Here is a 14,251-nt window from a genome sequence, read left to right as displayed (position 1 = left end):
CATTTTAAATGGAAAAGGAAGGATAAGATAATGGTAACGATAAAAGATGTTGCTCAAAAAGCAGGAGTCAACCCTTCAACTGTAAGTCGTGTATTAAAAGATAATCGCTCCATTTCGCAAAAAACGAAAGAAAAAGTCCGTAAGGCAATGGACGATTTAGGTTATGTCCCTAATGTGGCTGCCCAAATGTTGGCTAATGGTTTGACACAAGCGATAGGGGTTGTCCTACCTCCTTTAGTTACTCCAGAGCGTTTGAGTGAACCTTTTTTTATGAATATTATTTCTACTATTACCTATGAAGCGCAGCAGTCTGATTTGACAGTTTCTATTGCAACGGGTATGACTATGCAGGAGCTTGAAGCACAAGTAAGACTCATGCACAAGCAAAAGCGAGTGGACGGCTTTATCGTCTTATTTTCAGAGAAAAATGATCCCGTTAGACAATACTTATTAGAAAACGAACTGCCTTTTGTTGTTGTGGGTTCATCAAATGGTCATGAAACAGAAATTACTTATATTGATAACGATAATCAACTAATGGGAAGTAGAGCAGTTGATTATCTGCTTGAGAGAGGACATCGTCATATTGCTTTTGTAACAGATGACAAGGAGTCAGAAATTTCAAGAGAGCGTTATTTTGGCTATCTTAGAGCAATGACAAATGCAGGTCTATCACCGCTAGATGACCTTTTGTTTGATACCGAGTTGCCACGTACTTTGGATAATATAATCGAAGTACTGTGGCAGTATGACGTTACAGGACTAGTATCTGTCAGCGATCGTTTATCGGTTAAGTTGATTCAAGACCTAAAACAAAGAGGACTTCATATCCCAGAAGAACATTCGTTAATAACCTTTAATGATTCTATTTTCTCAACAATTGTTCATCCCTATCTAACGACATTTGATGTGAATATAGAGCAACTAGGAAAAACAAGTCTGAAACGTTTACTTGAGTTAACCAAATCAAATAAACATTTTTATAGTGAAAAAATTATCGTGCCATTTCATTTGATAGAAAGAGAGTCTGTTCGTGAATATCAAAAAGGGTATCCTTTATGATAGCATTATCTTCTAAGAAAAGAGATAGTAACCGTTTGTATCAACAAATTTAAGCGGTTGTTTGAGATAGAGTGAGGATAAAAAGATGAAAAATACAGTAACTGTTCATTATCATAGTCAATCTGGGCATTATTTTGATTATAGTTTTTGGAGCTGGGGGAAATTTTGTGTAGGAGAGCATTCACTCTTTTCAGCTTTTGATAGTTTTGGTCTTGTCGGACAGATAACTTTTGAGAGTTCTTACTTTTTAGAATATCTGTACGTTGTTGTTAAAGGTAGAAATCAGCCACTAAAGATAAAACCATTTAAAATCCAACGTCATAAAGGTTTGGAAACGACAGAGGTATGGATTGTTGAGGGAGATGATACGCTTTATTATTCGCATCAGGCAGCCCATACGAGCAGATATTATCGCTACAGAGATGTGCATGCCTTTGATATGGCAGTTAATGCTAAGCGTTTTGACAATAAGTGGGGGTTTGATGGCTGGCTAGGTGTCAAGTATCACTGTAATGAGACACAATTTCGATTGTGGGCACCAACAGCCAAGAAAGTCGAACTCCTTTTTTATGAAACGAGTGCAAACGATGCTCCCTTAAAAGATGTCATCATCATGAATAGAGGTCAAGTGGAAAACCCTGATAACCATGAAGAAAACACACATGGTGTTTGGTTTGCAACGTTTTTTGGAAATTATGATGGCCAAGCTTATACTTATCGTCTTTATTTTGAAGATAGGGTAGTAGAGAGTCGTGATCCGTACAGTATTGCAACAACGGGGAATGGCAAGAGAAGTGTTATCCTGAGTTCAGAAAAACGCACCCCATCTGGCTTTTGTGTAAAACATGGTAAGGATGCAACATGGCGTCTGGACAATCCCAATCAATCTGTGATAGCAGAGATGCATATCCGAGATTTTTCAATTTCTAAAACATCAGGTGTAAGTTTAGCTAATCGTGGTACGTATCTGGGTGCTTGTGAAGTGGAAACGGTAAATGATTTTGGGGATAAGACTTGCTTTGATTACCTCAAAGAATTAGAGGTTAGTCATGTTCAACTGCAACCAATTTTCGATCATCATCAAGTAATCGATGCTGATGGCAATTTTGCCTATAATTGGGGCTACGACCCAGAAAATTATAATGTTCCAGAAGCGAGTTTTAGCAGTCAACCTGACAAACCAGAGGTACGTCTTTTAGAATTAAAGACAATGATACAAGCTTATCATAATGCAGGTATCGGCGTTATTATGGATGTGGTTTACAATCATACATACTCATCTTACGACTCCCTTTTTCAACGGATTGTACCGGATTATTATCATCGGATGAACCTTGATGGGAGCTTTCAAAATGGTTCGGGATGTGGTAATGAGATGGCGAGTGAAAAAGAGATGTATCGAAAGTACATGATTGACTCTGTTTTGTATTGGGTAACAGAGTATAACATTGACGGTTTTCGATTTGATTTGATGGGGCTTCACGATGTGGAGACGATGAATCAAATTCGATTAGCTGTCGATGCTATTGATCCTCGAATTATTATTTATGGTGAAGGTTGGGATATGGGAGATGCCTTAAAACAAGAAGATAAGGCAATAAAAGAAAACGCATGTCAGATGCCTAATATTGGCTTTTTCAATGACAATATTAGAGATGCTATTAAAGGTGCAGAAGTTTATGGTCACATTAAAACGGGTTTTGTTTCTGGAGAGCTGACAGAGCAAATAGTTGCAAAAGGTATTTTAGGAAGTGAGGGGCTATCTTGCTATCAGACTCCCAACCAAGTGCTTAACTACATTGAGGCACATGATAATTATAATGTAAACGACCTATTACGAGAACTTCATCCAGATGATGATTTAGACACTCACACTAAGCGAATTGAGTTAGCAATAGCGATGAGTATGTTAATGCAGGGAATGAGTTTTATTCAGTTGGGGCAAGAATTTTTAAGGACAAAGTTGCATCCAACAGGAGAAAATGGGGATCTCACATTAACAGACAAGGCGTTAGCGATGAATAGCTACAATGCATCAGATAAAGTGAACCAGATTGATTGGAATCAAGTGAGCTATCATCAGCCCACCGTTGCATTTACACATTCATTGATAGAACTAAAGCGCTATCGTCCTGAATTTTCTTATCTAAGTTTTGATGATATTAGAAAGCATGTCTTGATTCGCTTTGCCGAGACAGGATCACATGTAATCGTTTATGATATCATAGGAGAAAAGCATTATCGAATCATTTTTAATTTTTCTGAAGAGAAAATAGAACATTATCTATCAGATGTTTCAAAATATGCTGTAGTTCTAACGAATGCGGCATCTTCTAAAAGTTATTTTAAAACGTTGAAGGCTTTGTCAGCTTCCGTCTTTGAAATCAAGAAATAAGGGATTAGCGTGATGTGAGAAAAAATTCTCAGATTATAGCGTTCTGCTAAAATAATAAAGGTAAAAAGGTATTTTTAATTTTTTGTCAAAAACACTTGACTTATGCAACCGCTTGCGCTAAACTGAATATGTTGACAATAGTATAAGGAGATTATAACTATGGTAAAACGTGCAAGCGGTGTCCTAATGCATATTACTTCTTTACCAAATCAATTTGGTGTGGGAACTTTTGGTAAATCTGCCTATGATTTTGTTGATTTTTTAGAGGAAACAGACCAAACTTACTGGCAAATTTTACCACTAACGACAACAAGTTATGGTGATTCCCCTTATCAATCTTTCTCTGCGATTGCAGGAAATACACATTTTATTGATTTTGATTTATTAGCATCAGCAGGCTATCTACGTGAATCTGACTATGCGGCTATTGATTTTGGAGATGACCCAGAGAAAGTTGATTATGAGCGTATTTACACGACTCGCCGTCCTATCTTGGAAAAAGCGGTTATTGCTTTCTTGCAAGAAGAAAGTAATAGGGAGCGTCTAGCACAATTTGAAGAAAAAGCAACGTGGTTAGCTAACTATGCTGAGTTTATGGCATTGAAAGAACATTTTGGAAATAAAGCATTAACTGAGTGGGATGACATCAATGTAATCAAGCGAGATCCAGAAACACTAGCTATTTATCGTGAAAAGCTAAAAGATAAAATTCTCTTTCATAAAATAGTGCAATATTTCTTTGATCAACAATGGTATCAACTGAAAAAGTATGCCAATGCTAAAGGCATCAAAATTATCGGTGACATGCCTATCTATGTATCAGCAGACAGTGTAGAAGTGTGGGTCATGCCTGAGTTGTTCAAACTAGATGAAAATCGTCGTCCGACAGCTATCGCTGGAGTACCTGCTGATGAATTTAGCGATGATGGTCAGCTTTGGGGCAATCCTATTTATAACTGGAGTGAACATCAGAAGACGCATTATGCTTGGTGGATTGAGCGTATCAAGGCTGGTGTGACGATGTACGACGTGCTTCGCATTGACCACTTTAAAGGTTTTTCTGATTACTGGGAAATTCGCGGTGACTATAAAACAGCAAACGACGGTAGTTGGCAACCAGGTCCAGGACGTGACTTGTTTGATGTTGTCAAAGACGAACTTGGCGACCTTCCAATTATCGCTGAAAACCTTGGTTACATCGATGCAAAAGCTGAACAGTTGTTGACGGATACAGCTTTTCCAGGTATGAAGATTCTTGAATTTGGCTTTTATGACACCGAAGGAAAGAGCATCGATGCTCCTCATAACTGTAATAAAAATAGTGTTGCTTATACAGGAACACACGATAATGAAGTTATCAACGGTTGGTACGACAACTTGACTGACGAACAAAAAGCATTTGTAAATGCTTACACTCATCGTAGTGATGATGAACTGATTACACAAGCTATGCTTCGAACTTTATTTGCGACCGTTAGTGATGTTGCGATTGCGACAATGCAAGATTTACTTGATAAATCAGCTGATAGCCGTATGAACACACCAAATACTTTAGGAGGAAATTGGCAGTGGCGTATGCTTAAAGAAGATTTGACCGATGAGCGCAAAGCTTTCTTGAAAGATATTACAGCACTTTACTGCCGCAAAAATACATTTAAAACGACAACTAAAGAAGAAAAGGAAACTAAAAATGACAACTAATTTCACAAACTATCTCCAATCAAAAGGACAAACGCTTGCTGAATTGAGCAATGAAGATATTTACGTAGCGCTTTTGCATTACGTTAAAGAATTAGCGGCTGAAAAACCAAAAAATACAGCAAAACGCAAAGTTTATTACATTTCTGCTGAATTTCTTATCGGAAAACTATTATCAAACAATCTTATCAACCTTGGTATTTACAAAGAGGTCAAAGCTGAATTAGCAGCAGCTGGTAAATCAATTGCTGAAGTAGAAGATGTTGAACTTGAACCATCTCTTGGTAACGGTGGACTTGGGCGTTTAGCATCATGTTTCATCGATTCAATGTCGACACTTGGCATCAATGGTGAAGGCGTTGGTCTTAACTATCACTGCGGACTTTTCAAACAAGTTTTTGTTGATAACCAACAAGAAGCAGAAGCTAACTACTGGATTGAAAAAGATTCATGGCTTGTTCCAACTGATATCAGTTATGATGTGCCATTTAAAGATTTCACACTTAAATCTCGTCTTGACCGTATCGATGTTTTGGGTTACAAACGCAACACTAAAAACTATTTGAACTTGTTTGATATTGACGGTCTTGATTATAGCTTGATTCACGATGGTATTTCATTTGACAAGACTGAAATCAAGAAAAACTTGACACTCTTTCTCTACCCAGATGATTCAGATAAAAATGGTGAATTGCTTCGTATTTATCAACAGTATTTCATGGTTTCAAATGCGGCACAATTATTGATTGATGAAGCTATCGAACGTGGATCAAACTTACATGACTTGGCTGATTATGCTTATGTGCAAATCAACGATACTCATCCATCAATGGTCATTCCAGAACTTATTCGTCTTTTGACTGAAAAACATGGCATTGACTTTGATGAATCTGTCTCAATCGTAAAAAATATGGTTGGTTACACTAACCATACTATATTGGCAGAAGCGCTTGAAAAATGGCCTCTTGACTACCTTAACGAAGTCGTTCCTCATTTAGTAACAATCATTGAAAAATTAAATACATTGATTGCTAGTGAATATGCTGATCCAGCTGTTCAAATCATCGATGACTCTGACCGTGTTCACATGGCACATATGGATATTCATTTCTCAACATCTGTTAATGGGGTAGCTGCACTTCACACTGAAATCCTTAAAAATAGTGAATTGAAACCGTTCTATGATATTTATCCTGAAAAATTCAACAACAAAACAAACGGTATCACATTCCGTCGCTGGCTTGAATTTGCTAACCAAGATTTGGCTGACTATATTAAAGAACTTATCGGTGATGATTACTTAACTGATGCGACTAAGCTTGAAAAACTACTTGCTTTTGCTGATGATAAAGCTGTTCATGCTAAATTGACTGAAATCAAGCACAATAATAAACTTGCTCTTAAACGTTATCTCAAAGAAAATAAAGATATTGACCTTGACGAAAATTCCATTATTGACACACAAATCAAACGTTTTCACGAGTACAAACGTCAACAAATGAATGCTCTTTATGTCATTCATAAATACCTTGAAATCAAGCGTGGTCACTTGCCAAAACGCAAGATTACCGTTATCTTTGGTGGTAAGGCGGCACCTGCTTATACCATTGCCCAAGATATTATCCACTTGATTCTTTGCTTATCAGAAGTGATTAACAACGACCCAGAAGTAAATCAATACCTAAATGTTCACTTGGTTGAAAACTATAACGTTACTGTTGCTGAACACTTAATTCCTGCGACAGATATTTCTGAGCAAATCTCTCTTGCCTCAAAAGAAGCTTCTGGTACTGGTAATATGAAATTCATGCTCAATGGTGCTTTAACCCTTGGTACGATGGATGGCGCCAATGTTGAAATTGCTGAATTAGCTGGCCGTGAAAATATCTACACATTTGGTAAAGACTCTGATACTATTATTGACCTTTATGCTACTACAGGCTATATTTCAAGAAACTATTATGAAGGCGATGACGTTATTAAGGAAGCTGTTGATTTTATTGTTAATGATGAAGTAGTAGCAATTGGAAACAAAGAACGTCTTACCCGACTTCGTGATGAACTCATCAATAAAGATTGGTTTATGACGTTGATTGATCTCAAAGCATACATAGCAGTAAAAGAACAAGTCTTTGCAGATTACGAGGATCAAGATAGTTGGAATAAAAAAGTCATCCACAATATCGCTAAAGCTGGTTTTTTCTCATCAGACCGTACAATCAAGCAATATAATGATGATATCTGGCGTAGCCACTAAAATGAAAGAGACCGTGCGGTCTCTTTTTATGTTATTTAATAAAAATGAATATTTTTCCATAAATGTCTTGACAAATGAATAAATATAAAATAAAATAATAATATACTAAAAAATAACTTAAAGAGAAGAGGGAACACTTATGAAATGGAAACAACTTTTAGTTGGAGTTATGATGATTCTGTCAGCCACTGCCTTGGTCGCCTGTGGCTCATCGTCTACCAAGAAAGATAACTCTTTGAAAAAAATCCAAGATAAGGGAACGCTAACAGTAGCACTCAATCCTGAGTTTGCACCATTTGAATTTAAAACACTTGTCAATGGAAAAGATACAATTGTTGGTGCAGATGTTGAGCTTGCAAAGGAAATCGGCAAGGAACTTGGTGTGAAGGTCAAGTTTTCTTCTATGTCTTTTGACAATGTTTTAGCCAGTGTTCAATCTGGGAAATCAGACATTGCTATATCTGGTATCTCTGTGACAAAAGAACGTCAAAAAGTATATGACTTTTCAGATGATTACTACGAGTCTGTTAATGTGGTACTCATAAGAAAATCTGAAGCTGATAAATATACATCGACAAGTTCATTTAAGAATAAACAAATAGCTGTTCAAAAAGGAACCATCCAAGAAACTATTGCTAAAAACCAACTCAAAGGGTCTAAAGTGCTTACTCTTACTCAAAATGGTGAGATGATTAACGAACTAAAGAGTGGTAAAGTTGATGCAGTTGTCCTAGAAGAGCCAATTGCTAAAGGATATGCTGAGAAAAATAGTGATTTGACTATCGCCAAAAAGGTTACTTTGAAATCAAGCGATGCAGATGCTTATGCCATTGCGATGACAAAGGGGAGCACATCTCTTAAAAAGAAAATTAATAAAGTTATTAAAAAATTGAAAGACTCAGGAAAAATAGATGAGTATGTTCAACGAGCTTACGAGCAATCGATAAAAGACTAGTAAAAGTCGCTTAAAAAGCGGCTTTTATGTATGCTTAAAGAATTATCTACAAATATCAATAGCTAAATAACTTTATAAGCTATATCTATGAATCCAGTTTATCATATAACTATTAACAAAAAATTCAAAAAAGAAATAAAATTCCCAAAAAACAATTGACAAACTATTCTTACTTTGATAAACTAATAGACAGTTACTAGTAATGAATAAATGTGAGGAGGAAAAGGCTATGGACATTAAAGAAACAAAACTGGTTGTTACAGTATGTGGGTTTATACACATTAATATTTGCGTGATTAACAAATAGTTTCTAAGCCTAGGAATATCACTTCCTAGGTTTACTGTTATAGATGGGAAAAACAAAATATATGAGCTATTACAGATTAAAAAAAGAGCTAAATTGGTCTCTTCGAGAAGTAGGGATTGTTGTGTACGATGGGCATCGTGATTTGCAAATGGCAATCAACAGTGACAAAAATGAAGAATTGTTTAATTTTTTGCTTTTTTTATCGGAATTTAGAACGTCAAATGATATCGAAAATTATAATCAATTAACAAAAAAGGAAAAGATAGATATCATTAATTACTTAAAAGAGAAGAACTATCTTCAACTTTTTCAAGCTCCTGTTGATTTGACTAGAACGGATTTGTTTCTTAATTGTTTTCCTAATACAAATTATTTGAATTTTAGAAAATATAGAGAATCTTGTAAGATTATTATCATTGGTCTTGGGACGGTAGGCAGTCACTCGCTGGATATGCTAGTAAAACTTGGTTTTGAAAATTTTGTATTAATTGATGGTGATAAAGTAGAAAAAAAGAATCTTTCAGCTCAATCTTACTTTCTCAGTGATGTCGGAAAATATAAAGTTAAAGTAATGAAATCTCGCTATGGTGAACAAGCTAGTATCCAAGCACATGATCAGTTTATCACCTCTATAGAAGACTTGTCCAATCTAGGAGTGAAGATAAATGATGACGATATTATTATAAATGCAGCAGATGATTATATCTTGATGAGAAATTTGGCACAATCTATTATAGATAAAGACCTCGCTTGTCATATTATTGAATCTGGATATGGTCCTCTTCTTCAAACAGTATACCTCATCAATTCTTCCCAGACAGCACAGGTCTTTTGCGAATATATTGATAATGTTGTTAATGATTCAATAAAACATATCAATGATAATAGTGGTAGCATCCTAAACGGATATATGTCAGCCTTTATGATTGGTCAGATTATCATTGCTCCATTTATTGGGAAAAGCACCTTTAATGGAAGTTATGATTTTTTCAGCGATAAGCTAGATTGGAGAGAAAAATTATGATGTTTTTGTACATAAGAAAACGTTATAAAGAGAATGTTTTTTTATTTATCATTATAGCAATTTCAACTTTTTTGAAAATAGAATCAGCATTTCTCACAGCTGATGCTTTCAATGGTTTAATTGCAGGAGATACTGAAGTATTTGTACGTGGTGCCATTTTAGCTGCTCTTTTATATTTTGTCTATGTCATATTACTTGCTTTTAGAACATGGTACGAAGTGTTTGTAAGGCAAAAAATGCTAGCCGATATTCGAAATGATATAGTGAGTTCGTATGTTAAAACGAATCCGAATAAGGACAGTGAGTCTAATATTATTTCGTGGTTAACAATGGACATTAATCGTATTGATAATGAAGGCTATGGAAGCTTTTATAAAATTACAGAAGCTATAGTAGAGGTGACTTTATCTATTTTTGCTTTGATATATATTAACTGGTTATTAATGTTATCGATTGTTTTATTGGCAGTCTTGAATTTAATTTTACCTAAACTTTTGGATAAACAAATGGCTGAAAGTTTTGGACAGCTGACAAGCAAACAAGAAAAATTTACCATAGCTATCAATAATATTGCTGGTGGGTTCAAACATTTATTCTCTTTAAATCAGCAAAAATATTTTAGTTTAAAAGCAGGAGAGGAGATAGAATCTATCAGAGAGGTTGAAACTTCTACTTACAAAATAGTAGGAGCGGTGACATTTTTAGCTGCTTTTGGCAATGTGCTGGGACAAATAGGTAGTTTTATATTGTCTGGTTTTTTTGTAGTAAACAAGTTGATATCATTTGGTCAGGTGATATCTGTATCTACGATTAGTGTTGATATTTTTAATGGTGTCAGCAATCTGTCCTCCAGTATTATTGAAATGATGGGAATTTTTCCGATATTTGAAAAGTTTCAATCGCTCCAAAAGGGTATTCAAGAAGAGAGTCTAAAAGATGATTCAAAAATCCAAAATTTTGAGTTCACTGACGCAGTTACTCTAAAAGATTTGACTCTATCACTTGAGGGAAATGAAATTTTCTCTTGCGCTAACTTTACCTTTCAAAAAGGCAAAAAATATTGTCTTGTTGGTGCTAGTGGGACAGGAAAGTCAACGCTTTTAAAAATTTTAAATGGTGGCATGAGCTATGATAGGGGAACTGTAGCGTTTGATGATACATTAATAGCCGATATTTCAGGAAGTTCCTTACGATCACAAATCACATACGTTGAACAATACCCCTATGTTTTTGACGGAACAGTAAGGGAGAATATCCTTTTAAAAAATAAAAATTTAGAAGGTAAAATAGAGGAGATTCTTACTTCAGTAGGACTACTAGAGGAAGTAAAAAAGCTACCAAAAGGGTTAGATACTGTCATAGGTAGTGAAGGAGTCAGCCTATCTGGAGGTCAGCAACAACGATTATCCTTAGCCAGAGCTTTAATAAATGGAGGAAATTTCTTGTTATTAGATGAGAGTACTTCGAGTTTGAATCGTGAACTAGCTAGAATGATTGAAAAGAATCTGTTATCTAACCATCAGTACACTATCATTGCAATCACTCACCACTTATCATCAGAGATGAAGCCATACTTTGATGAAATTATCGAGTTAAAAGAAGGAAAAATTGTAATCCAAAATTCTGAGAAATAGGAAATATGTGTTGTGCTAATGATTTTGAGGTATGTGACCAAGAAGACTGTACTATTGTGAGATAGGTTGACTTTTTCGCCTGATGAATAACGAATACTTTTACTGTTCTAATAAGATAGTTTATATCTAACGAACGGTGTTTGAAAGAGAGTGCAGTCAAAAGATATGAGATTATGATGAAGATAATCTGAGAACACTGCATTAGTCTATTGACAAAAAAAAGAAATTTAGGTATTCTAATAGATGGACGGTAGCTGTCACAATATCTTGAGGAGGTGAAAATGATGTCAAAAACTGTTGTACGAAAGAATGAATCACTTGACGATGCACTTCGTCGTTTTAAGCGTTCTGTTACGAAAGCAGGAACTCTTCAAGAATCTCGTAAACGTGAATTTTATGAAAAGCCTTCTGTTAAACGTAAGCGTAAATCAGAAGCTGCTCGTAAGCGTAAAAAATTCTAATAAAGTATATTAAAAACTAGGTATAGCCTAGTTTTTTGTTTATAAGTTACTTAAAAGGATTAGAATTAATTCTAATCCTTTTAATATTGTCTCTTATTTGTTTGCTAAGAGGTCACGAATTTCAGTAAGCAATTCCTCTTGAGTGGGTGCATCTGCCTCTTTGTCAGCTTCTTCTTTTTTGCTAAGAGAGATAGCTTTATTAGCTGCTTTGACGATGAAAAAGAGAGTTGTTCCAACGATGAGGAAGTTAATAACAGCACTCAAGAAGCTGCCGTACGCAACACCATTCCAAGCAAGGTCAGCAATTTTTTCAACACCTGCAGCTTTTAAGGCAGGTTTTAAAATAAGAGGAGTGATAATGTCACCAACAAGCGAAGTGACGATAGCATTAAAAGCTGCTCCTAAAATGACAGCGACAGCGAGGTCGAGGATATTTCCTCTAAATAAAAAGTCTCTGAGTTCTTTAACCATAAAAAACCTTTCATATTTATAGTGATTTTAACATTATATCAAGTAAAATATAAAAAGAGCAAGCAAATAGTTTTGTTTTTTTAAGTATGCTTTTTTATTTAACCTTATAATTTACAAAAAGATTAGAAAGTGATATAATGAAACGTAAAACTAAAATCGTTGTATTTTAGTAGGGAGGTGATGACTCTGGCGATTAGTCGTGAAACAATATCTGAAATTAAAAGTAGTGTCAATATTGTAGAGGTCATCGGCGAAGTGGTCAATCTGACACGTTCTGGTCATAATTACCTTGGTCTGTGTCCTTTTCACAAGGAAAAAACACCTTCGTTCAATGTGGTTGAAGATAAGCAGTTTTTCCACTGTTTTGGTTGTGGAAAATCTGGTGATGTTTTTAAATTTTTAGAAGAGTACAGGCAAATTAGTTTTATGGATAGCGTCTATCTTGTAGCGGAACGCATAGGGGTAACGCTAGATTTACCTAAACAGCAGCCAGTTAAGACTAGTCCTCACCAAGTGCTTTATGATTTAAATGGTGAAGCTGCCCGTTTTTACCACGCTATCTTGATGACAACAAAGGAAGGGCAAAAAGCTCGGGATTATTTGAGAGATAGAGGGCTTGATGAAGCTGTATTAGCGCATTTTAATATTGGATTAGCACCGAGGCAACCTGATTTTCTTTATCAAACTTTGAGTGATAAGTATCCTAATAATGATGAAGCTTTTGTACAATCTGGGCTTTTTAATATTGATGAGGACTCCAGCCGTTTCTATGATACCTTTAGAAATCGTATTATGTTTCCTGTAACGGATGATGAGGGGCGCGTGATTGCTTTTTCGGGTCGTATTTGGACTCCGTCAGAACAGAAGAAAAAGGTAGCAAAATATAAAAATACGAGATCGACCCTTATTTTCAATAAATCTTACGAATTATACCATGTAGATAAGGCTAAAAAAATAGCACAAAAAACACACGAGCTTTATCTTATGGAAGGTTTTATGGATGTGATAGCAGCTTATCAATCAGGTATTGAAAATGCGGTCGCTTCTATGGGGACAGCGCTAACCTCTGAGCATGTAAGGCATTTGAGCCGATTTACTAAAAAAGTTGTACTGGTATATGATGGTGATAGTGCAGGTCAAAAAGCAATAGCTAAATCTTTAGAATTACTAGGTGCGTCAGCCTCATTGTCTGTTGATGTCATTAGAATTCCTAATCAGATGGATCCAGATGAGTTTTTAAGGCACAACTCAAAAGAGACCCTTAAACAGCTCTTGGAAAAGGGTCGCATTAGTAACACTGAATTTTATATTCAATACCTAAGACCTGACAATAACAACAATCTGCAAGCTGAGATTGCTTATGTGGAAAAAATAGCTAAATTGATTGCTCAGGAGCCATCTATCACAGCGCAAAACGGTTATATTAACAAAGTTGCTGAATTTTTGCCGGATTTTGATTATCCACAAATTGAACAGGCGGTTAACAACGAGCGTCTCATCAGTCGAAATAATAGACGAAAAGCAAGTCAAGAAACTCAGCATCAAGTGGTGACTTTTCCGACATTTAAACCGTTATCGGCTCTTATAAAGGCGGAAATTCAGCTATTTCATCGCCTATTGCATCATGATTATTTATTGCAATCTTATCGCAATCGTCTAGATTTTGCTTTCAATACACCGGAGATTGAAAGCCTGTATCAGATTTTATGTCGTCAAGGAGAGATTACAAGTCTTGATTTGGACGAGATTGGTGATACTGAGAGACAGATGTACTATCGTATATTAGAAGAGCGGTTGCCAGATGAAGTTGCTTTAGGTGAGATGGAGGCGATTGAGCGTAGGCGTGAGCAGTTGCTGGCAGAACAAAATATCCGTAAACAAAGTCAACGAATACGTGAGTTAAGCAATCAAGGTAATGTCGATGATGAGCTGGAGGAAAAAATTCAGCAATTGATTGCTCAAAAAAGAAAAATGGAATGAGGAAACT

The 14,251-nt window shown here is 35.7% G+C and carries 9 protein-coding genes and 1 pseudogene; 9 read left to right on the top strand and 1 reads right to left on the bottom strand.

Features of this window, described 5'->3' with window-relative positions:
• Positions 1-18 precede the first annotated feature (18 nt).
• From NXS10_RS03650 to rpsU, 8 genes and pseudogenes are all read left to right on the top strand, one after another.
• A pseudogene (locus NXS10_RS03650) lies at positions 19-1,062 on the top strand (LacI family DNA-binding transcriptional regulator); the annotation flags it as partial.
• An 85-nt stretch (positions 1,063-1,147) separates the two neighbouring features.
• Positions 1,148-3,457 carry a type I pullulanase gene (gene pulA / locus NXS10_RS03645; RefSeq protein ID WP_259137790.1) on the top strand — a complete coding sequence of 770 codons (2,310 nt, stop codon included), beginning with the start codon at positions 1,148-1,150 and terminating at the stop codon, positions 3,455-3,457.
• 159 nt (positions 3,458-3,616) lie between these two features.
• Positions 3,617-5,158, top strand: a complete 1,542-nt coding sequence (gene malQ, locus NXS10_RS03640; protein ID WP_259137788.1) for a 4-alpha-glucanotransferase — start codon at positions 3,617-3,619, stop codon at positions 5,156-5,158.
• Positions 5,148-7,412, top strand: coding sequence for a glycogen/starch/alpha-glucan family phosphorylase (gene glgP / locus NXS10_RS03635; RefSeq protein ID WP_259137786.1), 2,265 nt, complete (start codon positions 5,148-5,150; stop codon positions 7,410-7,412). The genes malQ and glgP overlap by 11 nt, the downstream gene beginning before the upstream one ends.
• Before the next feature lie 139 nt (positions 7,413-7,551).
• A complete protein-coding gene (locus tag NXS10_RS03630; protein WP_259137783.1) occupies positions 7,552-8,367 on the top strand; it encodes a transporter substrate-binding domain-containing protein in 816 nt (271 codons plus the stop codon).
• A gap of 350 nt (positions 8,368-8,717) precedes the next feature.
• On the top strand, positions 8,718-9,698 hold the full coding sequence (locus tag NXS10_RS03625; protein WP_259137781.1) for a ThiF family adenylyltransferase: 981 nt from the start codon (positions 8,718-8,720) through the stop codon (positions 9,696-9,698).
• Positions 9,695-11,332 (top strand): ATP-binding cassette domain-containing protein, encoded by a 1,638-nt coding sequence (locus tag NXS10_RS03620; protein ID WP_259137779.1) that lies wholly within the window; start codon positions 9,695-9,697, stop codon positions 11,330-11,332. The genes NXS10_RS03625 and NXS10_RS03620 overlap by 4 nt, the downstream gene beginning before the upstream one ends.
• A gap of 284 nt (positions 11,333-11,616) precedes the next feature.
• The gene (gene rpsU, locus NXS10_RS03615) at positions 11,617-11,793 is read left to right on the top strand and encodes a 30S ribosomal protein S21 (protein WP_000048058.1); all 177 of its coding nucleotides are present in this window, start codon (positions 11,617-11,619) and stop codon (positions 11,791-11,793) included.
• A 93-nt stretch (positions 11,794-11,886) separates the two neighbouring features.
• Here rpsU and mscL read toward each other — a convergent pair whose 3' ends face one another.
• On the bottom strand, positions 11,887-12,264 hold the full coding sequence (mscL, locus tag NXS10_RS03610) for a large conductance mechanosensitive channel protein MscL (RefSeq protein ID WP_259137775.1): 378 nt from the start codon (positions 12,262-12,264) through the stop codon (positions 11,887-11,889).
• Positions 12,265-12,444: 180 nt separating this feature from the next.
• Here mscL and dnaG point away from each other — a divergent pair, with 180 nt between their 5' ends.
• The gene (dnaG, locus tag NXS10_RS03605) at positions 12,445-14,244 is read left to right on the top strand and encodes a DNA primase (protein ID WP_259137772.1); all 1,800 of its coding nucleotides are present in this window, start codon (positions 12,445-12,447) and stop codon (positions 14,242-14,244) included.
• Positions 14,245-14,251 lie beyond the last annotated feature (7 nt).

The sequence above is a fragment of the Streptococcus sciuri genome (assembly GCF_024814375.1).
GTDB classification, from domain to species: domain Bacteria; phylum Bacillota; class Bacilli; order Lactobacillales; family Streptococcaceae; genus Streptococcus; species Streptococcus sciuri.
The sequence above is the reverse complement of the archived record's forward strand: the minus strand, read 5'-3'. Positions and strand labels throughout refer to the sequence as shown.

What these genes read in the sequence shown, in the direction of transcription:
- glgP (WP_259137786.1), top strand. Translation starts at nt 5,148, where the DNA reads ATGACAACTAATTTCACAAACTATCTCCAATCAAAAGGACAAACGCTT.
- pulA (WP_259137790.1), top strand. Translation starts at nt 1,148, where the DNA reads ATGAAAAATACAGTAACTGTTCATTATCATAGTCAATCTGGGCATTAT.
- NXS10_RS03625 (WP_259137781.1), top strand. Translation starts at nt 8,718, where the DNA reads ATGGGAAAAACAAAATATATGAGCTATTACAGATTAAAAAAAGAGCTA.
- NXS10_RS03630 (WP_259137783.1), top strand. Translation starts at nt 7,552, where the DNA reads ATGAAATGGAAACAACTTTTAGTTGGAGTTATGATGATTCTGTCAGCC.
- NXS10_RS03620 (WP_259137779.1), top strand. Translation starts at nt 9,695, where the DNA reads ATGATGTTTTTGTACATAAGAAAACGTTATAAAGAGAATGTTTTTTTA.
- rpsU (WP_000048058.1), top strand. Translation starts at nt 11,617, where the DNA reads ATGTCAAAAACTGTTGTACGAAAGAATGAATCACTTGACGATGCACTT.
- mscL (WP_259137775.1), bottom strand. Translation starts at nt 12,264, where the DNA reads ATGGTTAAAGAACTCAGAGACTTTTTATTTAGAGGAAATATCCTCGAC.
- malQ (WP_259137788.1), top strand. Translation starts at nt 3,617, where the DNA reads ATGGTAAAACGTGCAAGCGGTGTCCTAATGCATATTACTTCTTTACCA.
- dnaG (WP_259137772.1), top strand. Translation starts at nt 12,445, where the DNA reads ATGACTCTGGCGATTAGTCGTGAAACAATATCTGAAATTAAAAGTAGT.